General features: G+C 48.4%; 17 protein-coding genes and 1 riboswitch. Of the genes, 7 read left to right on the forward strand and 10 right to left on the reverse strand.

Features of this window, described 5'->3' with window-relative positions; all coding sequences use genetic code 11:
- Window positions 1-55 precede the first annotated feature (55 nt).
- From OQ477_RS15015 to OQ477_RS15025, 3 genes are all read left to right on the forward strand, one after another.
- Window positions 56-1,864: an assimilatory sulfite reductase (NADPH) flavoprotein subunit gene (locus OQ477_RS15015; RefSeq protein WP_265973021.1), complete on the forward strand. Its 1,809-nt coding sequence runs from the start codon at window positions 56-58 to the stop codon at window positions 1,862-1,864.
- A gap of 27 nt (window positions 1,865-1,891) precedes the next feature.
- Window positions 1,892-3,607, forward strand: coding sequence for an assimilatory sulfite reductase (NADPH) hemoprotein subunit (gene cysI / locus OQ477_RS15020; RefSeq protein WP_265973022.1), 1,716 nt, complete (start codon window positions 1,892-1,894; stop codon window positions 3,605-3,607).
- A 296-nt stretch (window positions 3,608-3,903) separates the two neighbouring features.
- Window positions 3,904-5,919, forward strand: coding sequence for a Na+/H+ antiporter (locus OQ477_RS15025; RefSeq protein ID WP_265973024.1), 2,016 nt, complete (start codon window positions 3,904-3,906; stop codon window positions 5,917-5,919).
- 36 nt (window positions 5,920-5,955) lie between these two features.
- On the opposite strand, the gene OQ477_RS15030 is transcribed toward OQ477_RS15025, so the two are convergent.
- Complete coding sequence (locus tag OQ477_RS15030) at window positions 5,956-6,441, reverse strand: hypothetical protein (RefSeq protein ID WP_007613741.1); 486 nt, start codon at window positions 6,439-6,441, stop codon at window positions 5,956-5,958.
- Between the two features lie 220 nt (window positions 6,442-6,661).
- Here OQ477_RS15030 and OQ477_RS15035 point away from each other — a divergent pair, with 220 nt between their 5' ends.
- Window positions 6,662-7,492 (forward strand): aldo/keto reductase, encoded by an 831-nt coding sequence (locus OQ477_RS15035; protein ID WP_007410023.1) that lies wholly within the window; start codon window positions 6,662-6,664, stop codon window positions 7,490-7,492.
- Between the two features lie 32 nt (window positions 7,493-7,524).
- Here the strand turns inward: OQ477_RS15035 and OQ477_RS15040 are convergent, their stop codons facing one another.
- The 7 genes from OQ477_RS15040 to modA all read right to left on the reverse strand — a co-directional run bounded on the left by OQ477_RS15040 (window position 7,525) and on the right by modA (window position 14,118).
- Window positions 7,525-8,670 carry an ABC transporter permease gene (locus OQ477_RS15040; RefSeq protein WP_265973027.1) on the reverse strand — a complete coding sequence of 382 codons (1,146 nt, stop codon included), beginning with the start codon at window positions 8,668-8,670 and terminating at the stop codon, window positions 7,525-7,527.
- A 1-nt stretch (window position 8,671) separates the two neighbouring features.
- Entirely contained in the window at window positions 8,672-9,766 is a 1,095-nt protein-coding gene (locus OQ477_RS15045) for an ABC transporter permease (protein WP_088461659.1), read from the reverse strand.
- A 23-nt stretch (window positions 9,767-9,789) separates the two neighbouring features.
- Window positions 9,790-10,725: an ABC transporter ATP-binding protein gene (locus OQ477_RS15050; protein ID WP_007613736.1), complete on the reverse strand. Its 936-nt coding sequence runs from the start codon at window positions 10,723-10,725 to the stop codon at window positions 9,790-9,792.
- Between the two features lie 119 nt (window positions 10,726-10,844).
- Complete coding sequence (locus OQ477_RS15055; RefSeq protein ID WP_265973230.1) at window positions 10,845-11,948, reverse strand: sensor histidine kinase; 1,104 nt, start codon at window positions 11,946-11,948, stop codon at window positions 10,845-10,847.
- Window positions 11,949-11,953: 5 nt separating this feature from the next.
- Window positions 11,954-12,601: a response regulator transcription factor gene (locus OQ477_RS15060; protein WP_265973030.1), complete on the reverse strand. Its 648-nt coding sequence runs from the start codon at window positions 12,599-12,601 to the stop codon at window positions 11,954-11,956.
- Between the two features lie 94 nt (window positions 12,602-12,695).
- Complete coding sequence (modB, locus tag OQ477_RS15065) at window positions 12,696-13,379, reverse strand: molybdate ABC transporter permease subunit (RefSeq protein ID WP_265973032.1); 684 nt, start codon at window positions 13,377-13,379, stop codon at window positions 12,696-12,698.
- Window positions 13,360-14,118, reverse strand: coding sequence for a molybdate ABC transporter substrate-binding protein (modA, locus tag OQ477_RS15070; protein ID WP_416346535.1), 759 nt, complete (start codon window positions 14,116-14,118; stop codon window positions 13,360-13,362). Before modA ends, modB begins: the two co-directional genes overlap by 20 nt.
- A 156-nt stretch (window positions 14,119-14,274) precedes the next feature.
- Between modA and OQ477_RS15075 the strand changes: the two genes are divergently transcribed.
- On the forward strand, window positions 14,275-15,201 hold the full coding sequence (locus OQ477_RS15075) for a substrate-binding domain-containing protein (RefSeq protein WP_043020702.1): 927 nt from the start codon (window positions 14,275-14,277) through the stop codon (window positions 15,199-15,201).
- Window positions 15,202-15,231: 30 nt separating this feature from the next.
- Here the strand turns inward: OQ477_RS15075 and OQ477_RS15080 are convergent, their stop codons facing one another.
- Window positions 15,232-17,088, reverse strand: a complete 1,857-nt coding sequence (locus tag OQ477_RS15080; protein WP_265973038.1) for an LTA synthase family protein — start codon at window positions 17,086-17,088, stop codon at window positions 15,232-15,234.
- A 42-nt stretch (window positions 17,089-17,130) separates the two neighbouring features.
- The gene (locus tag OQ477_RS15085) at window positions 17,131-17,613 is read right to left on the reverse strand and encodes a metal-dependent hydrolase (RefSeq protein ID WP_095060550.1); all 483 of its coding nucleotides are present in this window, start codon (window positions 17,611-17,613) and stop codon (window positions 17,131-17,133) included.
- A gap of 183 nt (window positions 17,614-17,796) precedes the next feature.
- On the opposite strand from OQ477_RS15085, the gene sspJ reads away from it, so the two are divergent.
- Both sspJ and OQ477_RS15095 read left to right on the forward strand, forming a co-directional pair.
- A complete protein-coding gene (gene sspJ / locus OQ477_RS15090) occupies window positions 17,797-17,937 on the forward strand; it encodes a small acid-soluble spore protein SspJ (protein ID WP_007410034.1) in 141 nt (46 codons plus the stop codon).
- A gap of 122 nt (window positions 17,938-18,059) precedes the next feature.
- A riboswitch (Lysine riboswitch) is annotated at window positions 18,060-18,240 on the forward strand.
- Window positions 18,241-18,350: 110 nt separating this feature from the next.
- A complete protein-coding gene (locus OQ477_RS15095) occupies window positions 18,351-19,763 on the forward strand; it encodes an amino acid permease (RefSeq protein WP_007613722.1) in 1,413 nt (470 codons plus the stop codon).
- Window positions 19,764-19,781: the final 18 nt, after the last annotated feature.

Raw genomic sequence — 19,781 nt, forward strand, 5'->3', positions numbered from 1 at the left:
CAATTCCTATAGAAATAACGTACGTTACGTTTAATTCCTTGTGAGGTGGATATCGTTGCAACTTCAGGTCATGAACAGTCCGTTTAATCAGGAGCAGGCAGAGCTCCTTAACCGCCTTCTGCCGACCTTGACAGAATCACAGAAAATCTGGCTGAGCGGTTATTTGGCTGCGGCCCGGTCCGAATCCGGTGAAACAGCCGCACCCGCTGCTCCGGCTCCAGCAGAAAGCCCGGCAGTCTCAAGAGAAGTGACCGTATTATACGGATCGCAAACGGGAAATGCGGAAGGTCTTGCGAAACAGACGGTAAAGACGCTTGAGGAACGGGGATTCCAGGTCACCGTCGCGTCGATGAACGATTTTAAGCCGAATAATCTGAAAAAAGTAAACAATTTACTGATCGTGGTGAGCACGCACGGAGAAGGCGATCCGCCGGATAACGCGCTGGCCTTTCATGAATTTCTTCACGGCAGACGCGCGCCGAAGCTTGAAGCGCTCCGTTACTCCGTTTTGGCGCTCGGGGACAGCTCGTATGAATTTTTCTGCCAGACCGGCAAAGAGTTTGACGAGCGTCTTCAAGAGCTCGGCGGCACCCAGCTTGCGCCGCGGGTTGATTGCGATCTTGATTATGATGAGCCGTTTTCGGAATGGCTTGACGCGGTCATCGGCGGTTTGAACGAAGGAGCGGGAAATCAAACAGCCGAAGCGCCTGCCGAGACGCCGGCTCTCGGTGAATCCGTTTATTCCAGAACGAACCCGTTTCGGGCGGAGGTTCTTGAGAACATCAATCTGAACGGACGCGGTTCGAATAAAGAAACACGCCATCTCGAGCTTTCGCTTGAAGGGTCGGGCCTCGCGTATCAGCCCGGAGACAGCCTCGGCATCTATCCGGAAAATGATCCGGCGCTTGTGGATGAGCTGATCAATGAGCTGAAATGGGACCCAAAACAGGAAGTGGCGGTGAATAAACAAGGAGAGCGTCTCCCTTTGAAAGACGCGCTTACTTCTCATTTTGAAATAACCGTCTTAACAAAACCGTTCCTGCAAAAGGCCGCACAGTTTACGGCTGACCAAAAGCTGAGTGAACTTCTGGCCGAAGGAAATGAAGAGCAGCTGAAAGCATACATCAACGGCCGTGATCTGCTTGATCTCGTCCGGGATTTCGGGCCGTGGGAAGCGACAGCGGAAGACTTTCTTTCCATCCTGCGTAAAATGCCGGCCCGGCTCTATTCGATCGCAAGCAGTTTAGAAGCGAATCCGGAAGAGGTGCATCTGACAATCGGAGCGGTCAGATATGACGCGCACGGCAGAGAACGAAAAGGCGTCTGCAGCATTCTTTGTGCGGAAAGACTCCAGCCGGGAGATACGCTTCCGATATACATTCAGCACAACCAAAACTTCAAGCTGCCGGACAATCCGGATACACCGGTCATTATGGTCGGGCCGGGGACAGGCATCGCGCCGTTCCGTTCCTTTATGCAGGAGCGTGAAGAAACCGGAGCTGAGGGGAAAACATGGCTGTTTTTCGGGGATCAGCACTTTGTCACTGATTTTCTGTACCAGACGGAATGGCAAAAATGGCTGCAAAACGGTGTTCTCACAAAAATGGACGTCGCTTTTTCCCGGGATTCAGAAGAAAAGGTATATGTGCAGCACCGCATGAAAGAACAAAGCAAAGAGCTGTATGAATGGCTGCAGCAGGGAGCCGCCGTATACATCTGCGGTGATGAACAGCAGATGGCGCATGACGTGCACCAGGCGCTTCTCGATATTATTCAGGAAGAAGGCGGCATGAGCCGTGAAAAAGCGGAAAGCTTCCTGGCAGACATGCAGCAGAAAAAACGCTATCAGCGTGACGTATATTGATTTTGGTTTGAAAGGAGCTTATTCAGCATGGTGAACAACATTTTAAAAGCGCCGGAAGGCCCTCCAAGTGATGTTGAGGAAATTAAAGAAAAAAGTGATTATTTGCGCGGCACATTGAAAGAAGTCATGCTCGACCGGATTTCAGCCGGCATCCCGGACGATGACAACCGGCTGATGAAGCATCACGGAAGCTACTTGCAGGATGACCGCGATCTCCGTAATGAACGTCAAAAACAAAAGCTTGAACCGGCTTATCAGTTCATGCTGCGCGTTCGGATGCCAGGCGGCGTGTCAACTCCGGAACAATGGCTTGTCATGGATGAACTGGCGCAAAAATACGGAAACAATACATTGAAGCTGACAACGCGTGAAACGTTTCAAATGCACGGAATTTTAAAATGGAACATGAAAAAAACGATTCAGAAAATCAATGCGGCGCTGCTTGATACCATTGCGGCCTGCGGAGATGTCAACCGAAACGTCATGTGCGCTTCAAATCCGTACCAGTCTGAAATTCATGCGGAAGTATACGAATGGTCGAAGAAATTGAGCGATGACCTTCTTCCGCGCACGAGAGCCTATCATGAAATCTGGCTTGATGAGGAACGTGTGGCGGGCACTCCTGACACGGAAACGGAACCGATGTACGGGCCGCTGTACCTGCCACGGAAATTCAAAATCGGAATCGCCGTGCCTCCGTCCAATGATATCGATGTCTTTTCTCAAGATCTCGGCTTCATTGCCATCGTGGAGGAAGGCAAACTTATCGGATTCAACGTTGCAATCGGCGGCGGTATGGGAATGACGCACGGCGATACGGCCACTTATCCGCAGCTTTCAAAAGTCATCGGCTTCTGCAAACCGGAGCAGCTGTATGATGTAGCGGAAAAAACCATTACGATTCAGCGCGATTACGGAAACCGTTCCGTCAGAAAGAACGCCAGATTCAAGTACACTGTTGACCGTCTCGGGCTGGAAAACGTAAAAGCCGAGCTGGAAAACCGCCTCGGCTGGCAGCTGGATGAAGCGAAACCTTATCATTTTGACCATAACGGCGACCGTTACGGATGGGTGAAGGGTGTAAAAGGGAAATGGCACTTTACGATGTTTATCGAAGGCGGCCGCGTCACGGACTATGAGAATTATAAGCTGATGACGGGATTGCGTGAAATCGCCAAAGTCCATACGGGAGATTTCCGTCTCACCTCTAATCAAAACCTGATTATCGGCAATGTCTCGAGCCAGAAAAAGAAACAAATCAGCGCATTAATCGAACAATACGGTCTGACAGACGGCCGGCAGCATTCCGCCCTCCGCCGCAGTTCAATGGCTTGCGTCGCGCTTCCGACATGCGGGCTCGCCATGGCCGAAGCCGAGCGGTATCTGCCGAAATTGATTGATAAGATTGAAGACATTGTTGACGAAAACGGGCTGCGGGATGAAGAAATCACCATCCGTATGACCGGGTGCCCGAATGGCTGCGCCCGCCATGCGCTTGGCGAAATCGGATTTATCGGAAAAGCGCCCGGAAAATATAATATGTATTTAGGAGCGGCGTTTGACGGCAGCCGTTTGAGCAAAATGTACCGGGAAAATATCGGTGAAGAGGAAATTCTGAGTGAGCTTCGCACCATTCTCCCGCGCTACGCGAAAGAGCGTGAGGAAGGCGAACACTTCGGCGATTTCGTCATCCGCACGGGCATCATTAAAGCGACGACAGACGGCACGAATTTTCACGAATAAGATGAGCACTTAAAACAAACGCTGCACCGCGTCATGAAACAGATGACGCAGCTTGCGAAAAAGCCTGTTTTCAGAGAAAACAGGCTTTTTCTTTTTCCGGAAAAAATGTAGCTGAAGGCAAAAAAAGTTCGCCGTGAGCACGTTATGAGAAATTTTAAATAAAAACGGGTAAAATAAAAGAAGAATGGTTGCGTGCGGAAAATATATTGAATCTGCCCGATCATCGGCTCCGGCCTTTGGCAAAGGCAGAGAACAGGCAATAATGATATGATGCAGCAGATGAAGGAGGTCATGCTTTGGACATATTTTTAGTCGTACTCGTACTTTTAACCATCATCGCGATCTCAAATATCATAAATCGGTTTGTCCCCTTTATCCCGGTGCCTCTGATTCAGGTAGCGCTCGGTATCATTGCGGCGTCATTTCCGCAGGGGCTTCATTTTGAACTGAATACCGAATTGTTTTTTGTTTTGTTTATCGCTCCGCTGCTTTTTAACGATGGAAAACGGACGCCGCGTGCGGAACTTTGGAATTTAAGAGCGCCGATTTTGCTGCTTGCGCTCGGGCTCGTGTTTGCCACGGTGATTGTCGGCGGTTACACGATTCATTGGATGATTCCGAGCATTCCGCTGGCTGCCGCGTTCGGGCTGGCGGCGATACTGTCACCGACTGACGTTGTCGCGGTCAGCGCGCTGTCAGGGCGAGTGAAGATGCCAAAAGGCATTCTGCGTCTCCTTGAAGGAGAAGGACTGATGAATGACGCATCCGGCCTGGTCGCTTTTAAATTTGCGATTGCGGCTGCCGTGACGGGCGCATTTTCGCTGGCGCAGGCCGCCTTCAGTTTCGTTCTGATTTCAGCCGGCGGTTTACTCAGCGGTGTCGTCATTTCTTTTTTGATTATCCGTTTCCGGCTGTTTTTGCGCCGCCTCGGCATGCAGGATGTCACGATGCATATGCTGATTCAAATTCTGACGCCGTTTGTCATCTATCTCGCGGCTGAAGAAATCGGCGTTTCCGGCATTTTAGCTGTTGTGGCCGGCGGCATCACGCATGCGGTGGAGCAGGACCGTCTTGAATCAACGATGGTCAAACTGCAAATCGTCTCTTCAAGTACGTGGAATATTATTTTGTTCATTCTGAACGGTCTTGTTTTCGTTATTTTAGGTGCGCAAATACCGGATGTGGTTTCTGTCATCTTTAATGATACCGCGTTTAACAATATGATGGTCATCGGGTACATTATCGTCATTACGCTGACGTTAATGATTCTCAGGTTTTTGTGGGTGCTGTTTTTTTGGAACGGCAAGTGGTTTTTTAACAAGGATCAGAGCATTTATAAACCCGGCCTGCGCTCGACCCTGCTGATTTCGGTTTCAGGCGTCAGGGGAGCGGTCACGCTTGCGGGTTCCTTTTCCATTCCTTACGTGCTCTCTGACGGCTCACCGTTTCCTGAACGGAATTTGATTCTCTTTTTAGCCGCGGGTGTTATTATGTGCACATTGGTACTGGCGACAATCGTACTGCCGATTTTGACAGATAAGCCGGAAGACAATGTGAAAGAGAAGAAAGTCAAATTGCTGACAGCGAGACGGAAGCTGATAAAGGCTGCCTTAACCGCCATTAAAGAAAATATGAATGAGACAAACAAAACGGCTTCTTTTGCGGTTATTGCCGAATACAATGAGAAAATGAAAAATCTCAGATTTCAGCAGTCCACCGTCAAAAACCGCACGAAAAAAGATGAGCGGAAAGTCCGCGCCCTAGGGATACAGGCTGAACAGGAAGAATTGCTGCGGCTGATTGAGCGGGGCGACATACCGGAAGAAACGGCTGACAGCCTTCAGGAACGGTTTGATGAACTGGAAGTGCTGTATACGAATCCGTTTAAAGTCGGCTTATCTAAGAAAAAGCTGAAACGCCTGATGTACTGGATCTTTTTCGGTGAACAAAAAAAGCCGGAAATGTCGATTTTAAATGAAGAAGGCCTCATCCGCACCACAAGGGTTAAAACGGCAAAAGCGGCCATTGAAAGCCTGAAAAAACACATGACTGAAGAAAATAAAGATGTGACGCTTGCCGTCATTTCCTTTTACAATCACTTGATTTTCAGGCTGGGGCACTCGTATCACGAACAGAGTCCGAGCCGCCGTTTTGAAAATCAAAAACTCGAAATCAAACTGCGGGCCGTGCAGGCCATCCGCAACGAAATCCAAACATTATTCGAAGAGCGGGAAATTTCCCGAGATATGTCACATGAGCTTCGCCAATACATCAATGATGTGGAAGCGGCCATGCTTGACGGAGGTGAATAAAAAAAGTCCGGCATCTGTTCGCCGGACTTTTTTTGATTACGGACGATGGAATTCGACGTGATCGCCGTCGCGGTCAAACCAGCCTCTGAAGGCCCAGTTGATCCAGCCGCCATCTCCTTTGTTGGTGAAGCTTCCGTCTTCAAACACCCAAATGCCGTACGTGATGCCGTCATAAACGGCGGAACCGTAAAACTGAACACCGTTAAAATGATCTTCATATTCCTGGCTTAAATTAAACACCATGACGTTATATTTTTGTCCGGAAGCGTAGAATGAGGATTCCATTAAGTTTTTGACGAAGCCGTCACGGTTTTGCGCCGACTTAATCGCGTCAGCAATCGAATTGCCGATGCCGAGCAGGTCAACGTCAATGTTTAATCCGACATCTTTTGCTGAGACATCTGATGATTGCTGTGCCATGTTTTGAGGGACCGGGGTTTCTTTTGCGGATACAAAGGACAGAGGAGTCAGAGACAAAGCGGCACCAAGGGCAACGGACATCGGGATACGCATACGTTTCATATGATTTCCTCCTTCAATTGTGTGGTGGCTACAATAGCGATTTACCCGGACAGTTACCCGGTTAACCTGAATTTTTGAAAAATAGGAAAATAATAACGTCAGTGGTGCTTGGGCACTAAAGAGGTTTTTGTGATAACGATGAGCGTATAATTGGTTTCTTACAGCGGAAATGTGAGATAATAATAACCGTTTACATAATGACTAGAAAGGATGGTTCAACGTGGCAAAAAGCTTAAAAGATACTGTAAAGCTTCATAATGGCGTTGAAATGCCGTGGTTCGGCCTTGGCGTGTTCAAGGTGGAAAACGGAAGCGTAGCGGCGGACTCCGTCGAAGCGGCAATCAGAAACGGCTACCGCAGCATTGATACGGCGGCTATTTATAAAAATGAAGAGGGTGTCGGCGAAGGCATCAGAGCCGCGGGCGTTGCCAGAGAAGAGCTGTTCATCACGTCAAAAGTGTGGAATGAAGATCAAGGATACGAAACGACACTTGACGCGTTTGAGAAAAGCCTTGAGCGCCTCGGCCTCGATTACCTCGACCTTTACCTGATTCACTGGCCGGGCAAGGATAAATATAAAGACACATGGCGCGCTCTTGAAAAGCTGTACAAAGACGGCAAAATCCGCGCCATCGGCGTCAGCAACTTCCAAGTGCATCATTTAGAAGAACTGCTGAAAGATGCTGAAATCAAGCCGATGGTCAACCAGATTGAATTCCACCCGCGCCTGACTCAAAAAGAAGTAAGAGATTTCTGCAAAGCGCAGGGCATTCAAGTGGAAGCTTGGTCTCCATTGATGCAGGGACAGCTCCTCGATAACGAAGTGCTGTCTCAAATTGCGGAAAAACATAACAAATCGGTTGCTCAAGTGATTTTGCGCTGGGATCTTCAGAACGAAGTCGTTACCATTCCGAAATCGATTAAAGAGCACCGCATCATAGAAAATGCCGATATTTTTGATTTCGAACTGTCACAGGAAGAAATGGAAAAGATCAGCGCATTGAACAAAGACGAGCGTGTCGGCCCGAATCCGGACGAGCTTCTGTTCTAAGAAAAAACAGCCCTTTACGGGGCTGTTTTTCTTTACATAAATGTCTGTGTCTGACGTTTTACGCTGAACCTGTATGCGGCTATTAATAACAGGGCGGCGGCGAAGGCTCCCAAAATGATGATGTTCAGCATCAGGCTTTGGAACGTGCGGCCGTGCTGCAATTGATCGACCGTATCGAGCACCCAGCGCTGAGGCAGAAATTCGGCGATTGTCTGCACCGTTTTCGGCATAATATTGCCCGGAAAGAAGCAGCCGGCCAGCAAGCATGTCGGCACGACGATCAAATTCAAAAGCGCCGATGCCGAAGCGCTGCTGTTGGAAAAACCGACGGTAATAAAGGCGATCCCGATCGCGCTTAATGCAAACAGCATCATCAGGATGAACAGCTGCCACAGCGGGAATGACGGATGAATATGAAAAGCGGCGCCCATAAAGAGAACGGCGAATAGAATTTGGACGGCCATGATAATGATATTCACCGCCGCGTTTGCCAGTACATACTGCTTTGATGTGATCGGCGTTGACAGAAGTCTGTAGTACGTCCTGTTTTCCCGCTCTTTAATCATCAGTTCCGTCAGGTTGCCGGCGGAATAGAGCATAATGATAATGAGATACCCGATGACTGAGTAAGTCATTTCTTTATGGTTCGATGTATCTTGTAAAACAGCGGATTCCGTTTGAATCGGAGAATGCTTGAAATCGGCGTACATCGCCTGAAAGGCTTTCGCGTCTCCGCCGGAAGATTTGCCGATTGAGGCGGCGCTGTTCATATAATTGTACAAATAAGAGCTGACATATCCGGTGACCTGGGCGCCTTTCAGCGAGGTCATGCCGATGTGAGCCGGTTTCCCGTCTTTTACGCTTTGGGAGAAGCCTTTTTCAAACGTAATGAGCGCCTCCATTTTTCCTGAAGCGATCTTGGATGAGGCGGACGCAGCCGTTTCCTCCGAAATCTTCACATGATCCAGTCCTTTTAAAAACGTGACCGTATCCTGTGCCACTTCTCCGCCGTCTTGATTGAGAATGCCGATATTGAGCGTTTCGGCTCCGCCGTTGGCATTGGTCATGAAGGAGAGGAAGACGCCGATCAGCGGAGCCCCGATATAAAGAATGAGCTGTTTTTTGCTTTTTGTAATCCCTTTGAGAGTGTGCGCAAACAGCCACCAGAAGTTTTTCATATTACAGTCCCTCCCGTCTTTGAAACGTAAATGCGGCGATCAGCAAAAAGAGTGCTGCCAATGCTGTATTTAAACCGAGTGCAGGCCATGCCGCTGATACATCATTTGCGTAAATGATGTTGTTAATCGCCTTATTGATCCAGGATAAGGGCGACAGGGCGGAAATTCCTCCGCCTTCATATTTGTAATAGGCGCCGCCGATAATGGACATCACCTGAACGATGATGACGGTGATTAATCTGGCGCTTTCGGGTTTTCTGGTCAAATAGCTCAGGCTGAGCCCGAAGCTGACGGCCAAAAGAATTTCAGAAACGAGAATCAAAAGCACAAGGCCCATGTGGCTGCCCCAATTCGCTTTTAAGATAAATTTGCTGAAGGCGACAACGGCAAGAATCGTCAGAACATTCACAGCCAAAATGCCGAGCATCTTTCCGAGAAAGATATCGCTTTTCCGGAGCGGGGCGGCGATCAGGCGATCTGCGGTGTGCCGTATTCTTTCCCCGCGGAATAAGCTGCTTGCAAAAATCGAGGCGTACAGCCCGATCATCGTCGTCATGGATATTGCGTAAAAATCTTTCGCTTTCGGTTCTTTCGCTTTGTGTAAAGACGTCTGCTTCATATAATCGCTTTTGATTTGTCCGGCGGAAGGCGCCTTATGCGCCTTGTAAGCGGCGGCGCCTGCTTTGTATTGATTGGTAAAAGCGGTCAGCATGCCTTGGACGATCGTGCCGTTTATGCCGCTCCGGTCATTTGTATAGACTTGAAAACCGGTGTTTTTTACAGTGACGAAAGCATCCGCCTGATTTTCTCGAACCTCGTTTTTGCCTTTTGCCTCCGTGTCCGCTTTTTGAAAATAGACATGCTCTTTTTTGGCGGCTTTCATAAACTCAGTAAAATCATGAGAAAGAGGGCCGTTTGACTGGTCCGTATATACGACCTTGATGTTCCCGACCGTCACCTCTGAATCAAAGGCGTTTGATAATGCCGCAGTAAAAATCAGCATGAAGACGATCGGAAAAGCAAGCATGAAAATAAAAGTCCGTCTGTCGCGGAAACTGATTTTGATTTCTTTCCCGGCGATGTGCAGAATATTCATTTGCAATCCTCCTTTCAGTGAGGTCAGTCGCGCAGGCTTCTGCCTGTCAGCGTGAGAAATACCGTTTCTAAGTCAGGGGCCTGTTCCTGCAAGGAGCGGATTTCAATTCCTTTGTCCATGAAGTACCGGATCAGGCGGTTTAAATTGTTGACCCCTGTGTCAGAGCTGATTTTCACACTGTTTTCTTCCAGTGCGGCGGCTCTGACGCCGGGCAGCTCCTGAATATCGCCGAGGCTGATGCCGTTTCCGGATGACAGCTCAATCACGACGTCCTTCGTGTCGGTAATGATGGAGGTCAGCTGTTCTTTTGTGCCTTCTGCGATGACTTTTCCGTGGTCGATGATGGCGATGCGCGTGCATATTTCTTCCACTTCCTCCATGTAGTGGCTCGTGTAGATGATCGTGCAGCCCATTTCATTCAGCTTTTTCACTGATTGCAGAATATAATTTCTTGATTGCGGGTCAATGCCGACCGTCGGTTCATCCATGATGATCAATTTCGGCCGGTGGGCAAGGGCGCAGGCGATATTGAGCCGGCGTTTCATTCCGCCGGAAAAATGCTTCGGCAAATATTTGTGTTTATCGCTCAAGCCGACGAATGTCAGGGCTTCCTCGACCCGTTCTTTCAGAGCCGCCCCTCTCAGGCCGTACAGCCCGGCGAAGAACTTCACATTTTCATAGGCGTTTAATTCTTCGTAAATCGCGAGGTCCTGAGGGACGATGCCGATATTCATTTTCGTTGCTTTGCTATATTTGAAAATATCTTTTCCGAGAAACAGAATGTCTCCGCCTGAAGGTTTTAAAAGACCTGAGATCATATTGATCGTCGTGCTTTTTCCGGCTCCGTTTGCGCCGAGAAACCCGAAAATCTCACCTTCTTTTACGGCAAGCGACATCTGGTCAACGGCGGTATAATCACCGAATTTCTTACTCAGCTGTTTGAGCTCCAAAATGTTCATGTTTCCACCTCTATGTCTTGTGATGTTCTTATTATAAAAAAAAGAATGAACAGCCGTTAGTGCAGCTGTTCATTCCTTTGACATGAGAATCTTCATATTTTTCACATGAAAACATTCACTTATTCAACCGGAAGCAATGTCGTGACGGAAAAACCGGCCGTGCCGTCAAAAATAACGGTTCCGTGCAGGACGGCCGCCCGTTCTTCCATACCGAGCATGCCGAGGCCTTTTTTAAAACGGACGGCGCCGTTTCCGTTATCTTTCACTTCCGCTTTCACGGCTTTATTCAGCACATGGATATCAATGAAAATCTGCGTGGCATCGGCGTATTTCATTGCATTGGTCAAGGCTTCGGTTACGTTTTCCTGAATGACTCTCCAATGCATTTGCGTCAGCCTGTCCAAATCGCCTTGATGCGTAAACGGAACCGGCATCCCGTTTTTGGCCGAAAATTCATCAATAAACGTTCTTAATCTGTGAATGCCCATTTGTTCAGCGGGCGGTTTCATATTTTTCAGCGTAATGCGGATATCCTCTATGCCCTCTTTGGAAATGGTAATGGCGTTTTGGAGCAGTTCAGCCGCTTTGTCCGGATGGGAGCCGAGCATCCGTTTCGCCGCTTCCATCTGAATGAGCGCGCCGGTCATGGAATGGCCGATTTTGTCATGGATGGCTTGGGACAATCTGTTTCTTTCTTCGAGTTTGCCGGTATACTCCGATTGTTTGATATATTCTGTGCTGCTGTGCAGCTGTTTCGTCAGTTTTTCAATGCTTGAGCGCATGCTGTCTGACTGCTCTTCATATTTCTTCAGCCGATCGCTGGACCGGGCGGCCAAAACGAAAATCGCCAGACAGAACAAAGTTATGACGGTATAGGCGGGAAGGTCGCCGTACGGGATAAATAAAAACGGCAAAAACACGAGCAGGCAGAACACATAGCGGTGAACCGGATATTCGGCAAGAACGGCAAAAATGGCGGGCGGTAAAAGAAACAGAAACGCCGGATGGCCTAAGGCGGAAAGCCAGGCGGTCAATGCCAGCGCCAGCAGGGTGATCCCGCGCCTCCAAGCGGGCGGCCTGATCATGCAGACCGCAATGCCCAAAGACAGATAAAGCAGCAGAAACAAGACGGCGTACGGTGTGTAAAGGCGGTCTGCCGATACGAACAAAAAAGCCGTATAAAAAATGGCGATCAGTCTGCTCATCAGCATCCAAAAATCCATACCGTTCAACGCCCGTTATCCACCTTCCCAGTGATATAATAAATCGCGATCTGCGTTCTGTGCTCAAGCCCCGTTTTCCCTAAAATAGAGGAAATATAATTGGCCGTCGTCCCTTCAGAAATGAAAAGCTGTTTTGAAATTTCCCTGTTCGAGAATCCTTTCGCAATAAGCGACATGATGCTGAGCTCTCTTTCAGTAAACTGGCTTTCATCAATCTGATGCGCGGCTTCCGCCGGCCGGGTAAGGCTGTCTTTTATTTTATCCAGCACGGTGTCCTGAAGAATGCTGTGCCCGTTGAAGCCGCTTTTGATCGCATCGCGGATCCGTTCCGGTTCGGTATTTTTTAATAAATATCCTTTCGCGCCGTTTTTAATCGCTTCTAAAATATACTCATCGTCGTCAAATGTCGTCAGGATCATCGGCTTCGTATCCGTTTCCTCCGCGATCCGTTTTGCGGCTTCGACGCCGTTCATCACCGGCATGCGGACGTCCAACAAGGCGATATCGACGGGATTGTGTTTACAATACTCTGCCGCCTCGAATCCGTTTTCCAACGTTGCCGATACAGTAAATTCCTCATATGTATGCAAAATGATTTTCATTCCTTCTCTGATGAAAGAATTATCATCCGCGATAATGACATTAATCTTCATGGCCGCACCCTTTGTGTGTTTTTTGTTTCATTATATACCATCCGATTTTAAATCAAAAAGCCTCCCGGCGAAAGGTGCGCGGAAGGCGGAGCGGTCAAGCGGGTTTTTTCAATTGGATGAAAAACAGCATCAGAAAAGAAATGATCACAATACAGATCACCCACACCCAGGCGAGTGTTTCATTGCCGGAGTCCATCGCGACGTAAATCGCTGTCGGCAGCGTTTGGGTGACGCCGGGAATATTTCCCGCAAACATTAAAGTCGCCCCGAATTCACCTAGCGCCCTTGCAATACTGAGAATGCTTCCGGTCAAGAGGGAGGGAAAGGCAAGCGGGACGGAAATGCGGGTGAAGACCTGCCGCCTGCCGGCTCCGTCTACTTTCGCCGCTCCCTCGATGTCGGCATCAACCGCGGCGAAGCCCGTTTTAGCGGACTGATACATAAGCGGGAAGGCGACAATGGCCGAAGCGATCACCGCGGCCGACCACGTGAAAATGACGGGCTGGTGAAAAATCCGCTCAATCGCCCGGCCGATAAAGCTGTGTTTTCCGAAAATGATAATGAGAATGAACCCGACAACGGTAGGCGGAAGAACGAGCGGGAGCATAAACAGCGTCTCCACAGCCGTTTTTCCGGGAAATCGCGCTTTCGCCATCCAGGCGCCGGCAAGCGTCCCGAGAATGATGACGGCGAAGCCCGACGCCAAAGCCACCTGAAACGACAGTACGACGGGAGTGAAAAACTCCGAAGCCGTAATGTTACTTGGCAGTAAATCCATATTTCTTAAACACTTTCATCGCTTCATCCGACTGCAGATACTGATAAAACGCTTCTGCTTCTTTACGGTGCTTTGTATCCTTGACGATGCCGAGCGGATACACGATCGGATCGTGCGTTTTCGCCGGCGCTTCATCGGTGATTTTCACCTTTTTCGAAATCAGCGCGTCTGTTTTATAGACAAGCCCGGCATCGACATTTCCGGTTTCAACATAAGACAGCACCTGGCGCACGTCTTTTGCATAAACGACTTTATCTTTTACCTTGTCCCACAGGGATAATGCCGTCAATGATTGTTTGGCGTATTGTCCGGCCGGAACGGATTCAGGCGTGCCGAGCGCGATTTTTTCCGCGCTGTCTTTTTTCAGGTCATTCAGATGTGTCAGGTGTGCGCTGTTTTTCTCAGGCACGATCATGACGAGATCGTTTTTCAAAAGATCCGTGCTGTCCTTTTTGTCGATATCTCCGTCATGAACGAGCTTTTCGAATTTATCTTCGGCTGCCGAGAAGAATAAATCAGCTCCCGCGCCTTGTGAAATTTGTTTTTGCAATGTGCCTGATGATCCGAAGTTGTCTTGAATGGTTACGTTTGAATGTGATTTTTCGTAGTTGGTCTGGATTTCTTCAAGTGCATCCTGAGCGCTGGCTGCCGCAGAAACGGTCAGCGTGACTTTTTCGTTTTGTCCGCCTTTGGACGATTGTCCGGAAGAGCAGCCCGCAGTTGCGAGGAAAACGGCCATAGCCGCAGTTGTGAGTAGTGTCGCTTTCTTTTTCAATATGGTGCACCCCTTATAGCTAAATATCATTAGATCAAACTAATTATAACGCAATTGTACGTGATGGTGCGGTTTTTTTTCAATATCTGAACAGTTATAATAAAAACGGAGCGTGATAATATGACAGAAGCCACTTCCTATACAATAGAAGAAGTTGCGGGCCTTTTGAAGGTCTCAAAACTGACAGTATATGATTTGATAAAAAAAGGACTCATTCCGGCGTACAGGGTCGGAAGACAGATGAGGGTCGATGAAGAGGACTTAAAACAATATAAAGCAAACATGAGAATGTCAAAAAAGCCATCCGCAGCAGAAGCGCCTGACCCGTCCCGCGGGCGGGAGCCGGAAAAAAGGCAGTCCGTTATCATCAGCGGGCAGGATGTGTCGATGGACCTCCTCAGCAAACAGCTGGAACAAACAATACAGGCGGCTCCGCTCCGTAAGTACAGCGGCAGTTTGAACAGCCTGATCGAGATGTACCGCGGGGCTTGTGACATCGTCAGTCTGCATTTGTACGATGGGGAGACGGGGCAGTATAACATCCCGTATGTGAAGCGCATCCTTTCAGGGGAGCCGTTTGCGCTTTTTCATGTCGTGCTTCGTCAGGCAGGATTATATGTGAAAAAGGGCAATCCGCTGAACATTCAGGGCTTTCAGGATTTGAGCCGAAAGGATGTCCGTATCGTCAATCGCGAAAAAGGATCAGGCGCGAGGGTCCTGCTGGATGAACAGCTCAGATCATTCGGCATTACGCCGTCTGATGTCGCCGGCTACCATGACATTGTCACGGATCATCTGTCAGCGGCTTCACAAGTATCAAGCGGAAAGGCGGATATCGGAGTCGGGTCGCAGCATGCGGCGCATATGGCAGGCACGGACTTTATCCCGGTGATCAGTGAGCAGTACGATGTGGTCGTCTTAAAACAAAACCGGGAGCTTGTTCAAAGCGTGCAGGACATCCTCAATTCTGAGGAATTCAAGTCTCAGCTTTCTCAATTATCCGGATATGATACGAAAATGACCGGACGGCTCATATATGAAACGTGAAAAATCCCTCCATATAACGGAGGGATTTTTTTATTGCTTATAAAACCGCAACAGGTCGCCGTTTAATATTTTATCGGAAAGCATCAGCTCTTGTTCCGCTTTTTCTTTCTCATCGCTGCACGCGCTCATGTCAGAAAGCGGTTCGCCCGTTTTACGGCTGTAACACGTATTTTTTGTATAAATATGATCATCCGTGATAAAGCTGCCGTTTCTCAGCACCGCAAACGGGGTCCGCTCTCCGGAAAACAGATCATTGCCGAACTGAATGCTGCCTTTCGTTTCAATGCCGAGCAGGTGAAGCAGCGTCGGCCTTACATCAACCTGTCCCGCGGTTGAAGCAATCGTTTCCGGCGCACGGTCGGTCACCCCGGGAATATGAATGATAAACGGCACGCGCTGAAGCTGAACCGTATCAAACGGAGTGATTTCCTCTTTCCCTAAGAATTCGGCAAGTCCTTGATTATGGGCTTCGGATATACCGTAATGATCTCCCATCAGGACGATCATCGCGTTGTCATACAGGCCTTCTTTTTTCAGCTTCTTGAAAAAGTGTTTCAGGGCCTCATCTTCATAGCGGACCGTCGTCACATAGCGGTTTAATAACTCGCTGCTTGTGTCCGGTTCCTCAATGAGCTGATCCTGTTTTTCAATTTCAAAAGGAAAATGGTTGGTCAAAGTCAGCAGGCTAGCGTAAAACGGCTGCGGAAGCTTCTTTAATTTTTTCGCTGACTGTTCGAGAAACTCCTTATCCTTCAGGCCCCAGCCTGTTGAATTTTCCTGAGTCACCTTAAATTCATCCGCGTCGAAAAAACGGTCGATTCCGAATGCCCCGTACATCTCATCCCGGTTCCAAAAGGCCTTATGATTGGCATGCAGAACGGCTGAATAGTATTGACGGTCTTTTAACATATGGTACATCGTATTGAACCGGTGGCCGCTTTTTGTAAAAAAAACGGCGCCGCTTGAAGACGGATACAGCGAATTCGCAGTAATGAATTCTGAATCTGAGGTTTTTCCCTGTTCAGTCTGCTGATAAAAATGAGTGAAGTCATAACTTTTTTTCCGCAGTTTATTTAAAAACGGGGTAATCTCCCGTCCGTTGACCCGCTCATCCATTACAAAACGCTGTGTTGATTCGAGCGTAACAAAAATCACATTGCGTCCCTTGGCGAGCCCGAACTTTGATTCGGACGGCCTGCTGTAGTCGGCTTGAGTGTAATTTGCGACCGCCGCAAGGCTGTCTTCATCGGCAAACGCTTTAGCTCCTGCATTCAGCGTCTGCGAAATGGTGTCATACAAATGAAAGTGGAACAGGCCGATTCCTTTTACGAGCGCTTCACGATCAAAAGGGTGCTTGAACAGCTTCGGCTGCTCGGCCTCAGACAGTGCAAGGTTGCACAGCATGAGGCCGGCTGATGCCCACGCATACGCTTTAACGGTACGGGCGCCCGCTTTTCCTTTATCGGCTTTATGCCTTTTACCAAGGTAAAACAAAACCGCAATATCCAAAAATAAAGCGATATAAAGCGGGTGAAACAGCTCTTGGACGCTGCTTCCCATATCACCCATATTGCTCGCCTGAAACAAAACCGGTATGGTGATAAAATCAATATAAAACCCGTAAAACACCGTATTCGCGATTAAAATTCCCGTCAGCATCACATTTGCCGAAAGCAGAAAGATCCGCTGTTTTTTTTCTGTCAGCAGCAGGGCGATGCCGAACAGCGGCACAATGAAGCTCAGCGGATTAATGAGAAGCAGACATTCCTCAAGAACCGAATTGTTCTGCAGATCAAAACCGAGCTTATAAACGGCATAGGTTTTCATCCACATGAACAGGATGGACAGGCATAAAAACCGATGATTACTGAAAAAGGTTTTCTTCATATGTATGACTCCTCACCCTAAAAGCGAAAAGACGCTTTTTGTTTAAGAGATGCGGCCGTGAACCAGTTCGTATAAATAATAGCAGGATACAATCGTTAAGCCGGCCAGCACAAGCTGCTCCGAAAAGCTCCCCGTTCTCATATAAAGGGGAAGACGGAAGCGGATGGCGGCCGGAAACAGCAGTTTAATGCCGTTGACGGTCCATGCGTCAAGCACAAGATGACTCGCCATTCCGATCATCAGTCCGGCGGAAATGCTCTGATTCGGAATATAGGTTGCCGTAATGAAAAACATAATAAGCATAAACAGCAGACTGTGTGTAAACGTTCTGTGGCCGAACACCGTGCTTACGATTTTGGACAGAACGGGCAGCGTTCTGCCGATTTTGCTTTTCGTATGGCATATGTCGGGAATCAGCGCCCCGAGGGCACCCGCTGAGGTCATAAGGACCGGATCATACCCGTAATAATACGCAATTGCGGAACAAGAAGCGATGCCTCCCATGATGTGTGTTTTTCCTGTCATTTTTCGCTTCTCCTTTTTATTTTTGCCAAAATCCCCTGAATTACAAATATATCAAGAGAATGCATGTTTGATCAACAAACTTTACCTGTTCCGCCAAAAGGAAGGAGACGCGGATTCCGCATATTCTGCCGCGGAAAAAGACACATTATAGGTGTACCTATATTTGATAAAGAGGTGATACAGATGGCTTTCTTTAACAAAGAAAAAGGAAAAAACAGCGATAAAAACAAAAATGTCATTCAAGGCGCGCTTGAAGACGCCGGTGCAGCTCTGAAAGACGATCCGCTTCAAGAAGCTGTTCAAAAGAAAAAAAACAACCGCTGACCATATAAGACGGGTAGGGCGAACGCTCTATCCGTTTTCTATCTAATTTTTCCCTTTGACAGATCTTTTTATCTCTGATAACCTCTGAGTAGAATTGAATGATAAAAATCCTCACTCTTTCTCGGTGAGGTAGAGGTTGCGCTTGATGATGAGTCGCACATGCCAGGCTGATAGGGGCCGCAAAACATGTGTTAAAGGCATCAGCGCCGAAGTGTAAAGAAAGCCGATCCTTCTTTATGCTGGGACTGTATCTGAATAAGTGCAGGACTGCCGCGTGCTTTTTCGCGGAGGGCTATCCGGAGATCAAGGGTGTGTGTGTTTCTTTAAGCATGGACTTTTGTTCAGGCTTTTTTTGCGTGTAAATATGATCTCGGGGTCTGGTCCGTACGAATGAACAACCAGGAGGTACAGGAATGGAACAGACGAAAAAATGGGGTTTTTGGTTATTAACGGCGTTTGTCGTAGGAAATATGGTAGGCTCGGGCATCTTTTCGCTTCCGAGTTCGCTCGCAAAAATCGCGAGCCCGTTCGGCGCCACATCGGCATGGCTTTTAACGGGAGCCGGTGTGTTAATGATCGCGCTGGTCTTCGGCCACTTATCCATCCGTAAGCCTGAACTGACGGCGGGGCCGCAAAGCTATGCGCGTGCGCTGTTCAGCGATCGGAAAAAAGGGAATGCAGCGGGCTTCACGATGGTGTGGGGCTACTGGGTGGCGAGCTGGATCAGCAACGTGGCGATCATCACGAGCCTTGCCGGATATTTAACATCATTTTTCCCGATTTTAACGGATAAGCGTGAAATGTTTTCGATCGGCGGTCAGGCGGTTACGCTCGGCCAGCTGCTGACGTTTGCCGTATGTACGGTTTTATTATGGGGCACTCACACGATTCTCGTCACCAGCATTAACGGTGCGAGTAAATTAAATTTCGTCACGACGTTTTCAAAAGTATTAGGATTTATCTTCTTTATCATTGCAGGTTTATTTGTGTTTCAAACGTCGTTTTTCGATCATTTTTATTTTCCGGTTCAAACAGGTCCTCACACAGTTGAGGGAATCGGCGGACAGATCCACAATGCGGCGATTTCAACATTATGGGCGTTCGTCGGAATTGAATCGGCAGTCATCTTATCCGGGCGCGCCCGTTCGCAGCGCGACGTGAAACGCGCCACTATTACCGGATTATTGATCGCGCTTGGCATCTATATCATCGTAACATTGATTACGATGGGCGTGCTTCCGCATGGTAAGCTTGTCGGCTCGGAAAAACCGTTTGTTGACGTATTGTACGCGATCGTCGGCAATGCGGGAAGCGTCATCATGGCGATTCTGGCGATTTTGTGTCTGTTCGGAACGATGCTCGGCTGGATTCTTCTCGGCTCTGAAGTTCCGTATCAAGCGGCGAAATCAGGAGACTTTCCGGCTGCTTTTGCAAAAACGAATAAACAGGGAAGCCCGGTTGTGTCGTTAATCGTAACGAACGTGATGTCACAGATCTTTATCTTTTCAGTTATTTCCCGGACGATCAGTGACGCGTTTACGTTTTTAACAACGGCGGCGACGCTCGCTTATCTGATTCCGTATCTCGTATCAGCGTTTTACAGCCTGAAGCTCATTTTTACGGGTGAAACGTATGACGAGATAAAGGGTTCAAGAGTAAGAGACGGTATCATCGCCATCCTTGCCTGCATTTATTCTTTTTATGTCATTATTACCGGAACGGCCGATTTAACGACCTTTATTCTCGGTATCGGGCTGTTCTTCGTCGGTTTGCTGTTATATCCTTTCGTCTCAAAGAAATTTGCAAACAACAGACAATCGGTATGACAAAAAGACATCTCACGT

It is taken from the genome of Bacillus sp. ChL18 (assembly GCF_026241425.1).
GTDB lineage: Bacteria > Bacillota > Bacilli > Bacillales > Bacillaceae > Bacillus > Bacillus velezensis.

Excerpts from the sequence above, each read along its gene's own strand:
- OQ477_RS15040 (WP_265973027.1), bottom strand. The coding sequence starts at position 8,670 with ATGAAAAACTTCTGGTGGCTGTTTGCGCACACTCTCAAAGGGATTACA.
- OQ477_RS15060 (WP_265973030.1), bottom strand. The coding sequence starts at position 12,601 with ATGAAGATTAATGTCATTATCGCGGATGATAATTCTTTCATCAGAGAA.
- OQ477_RS15080 (WP_265973038.1), bottom strand. The coding sequence starts at position 17,088 with ATGAAGAAAACCTTTTTCAGTAATCATCGGTTTTTATGCCTGTCCATC.
- sspJ (WP_007410034.1), top strand. The coding sequence starts at position 17,797 with ATGGCTTTCTTTAACAAAGAAAAAGGAAAAAACAGCGATAAAAACAAA.
- OQ477_RS15050 (WP_007613736.1), bottom strand. The coding sequence starts at position 10,725 with ATGAACATTTTGGAGCTCAAACAGCTGAGTAAGAAATTCGGTGATTAT.
- OQ477_RS15055 (WP_265973230.1), bottom strand. The coding sequence starts at position 11,948 with ATGGATTTTTGGATGCTGATGAGCAGACTGATCGCCATTTTTTATACG.
- OQ477_RS15075 (WP_043020702.1), top strand. The coding sequence starts at position 14,275 with ATGACAGAAGCCACTTCCTATACAATAGAAGAAGTTGCGGGCCTTTTG.
- modB (WP_265973032.1), bottom strand. The coding sequence starts at position 13,379 with ATGGATTTACTGCCAAGTAACATTACGGCTTCGGAGTTTTTCACTCCC.
- cysI (WP_265973022.1), top strand. The coding sequence starts at position 1,892 with ATGGTGAACAACATTTTAAAAGCGCCGGAAGGCCCTCCAAGTGATGTT.
- modA (WP_416346535.1), bottom strand. The coding sequence starts at position 14,118 with ATGGCCGTTTTCCTCGCAACTGCGGGCTGCTCTTCCGGACAATCGTCC.
- OQ477_RS15085 (WP_095060550.1), bottom strand. The coding sequence starts at position 17,613 with ATGACAGGAAAAACACACATCATGGGAGGCATCGCTTCTTGTTCCGCA.
- OQ477_RS15095 (WP_007613722.1), top strand. The coding sequence starts at position 18,351 with ATGGAACAGACGAAAAAATGGGGTTTTTGGTTATTAACGGCGTTTGTC.
- OQ477_RS15045 (WP_088461659.1), bottom strand. The coding sequence starts at position 9,766 with ATGAATATTCTGCACATCGCCGGGAAAGAAATCAAAATCAGTTTCCGC.
- OQ477_RS15030 (WP_007613741.1), bottom strand. The coding sequence starts at position 6,441 with ATGAAACGTATGCGTATCCCGATGTCCGTTGCCCTTGGTGCCGCTTTG.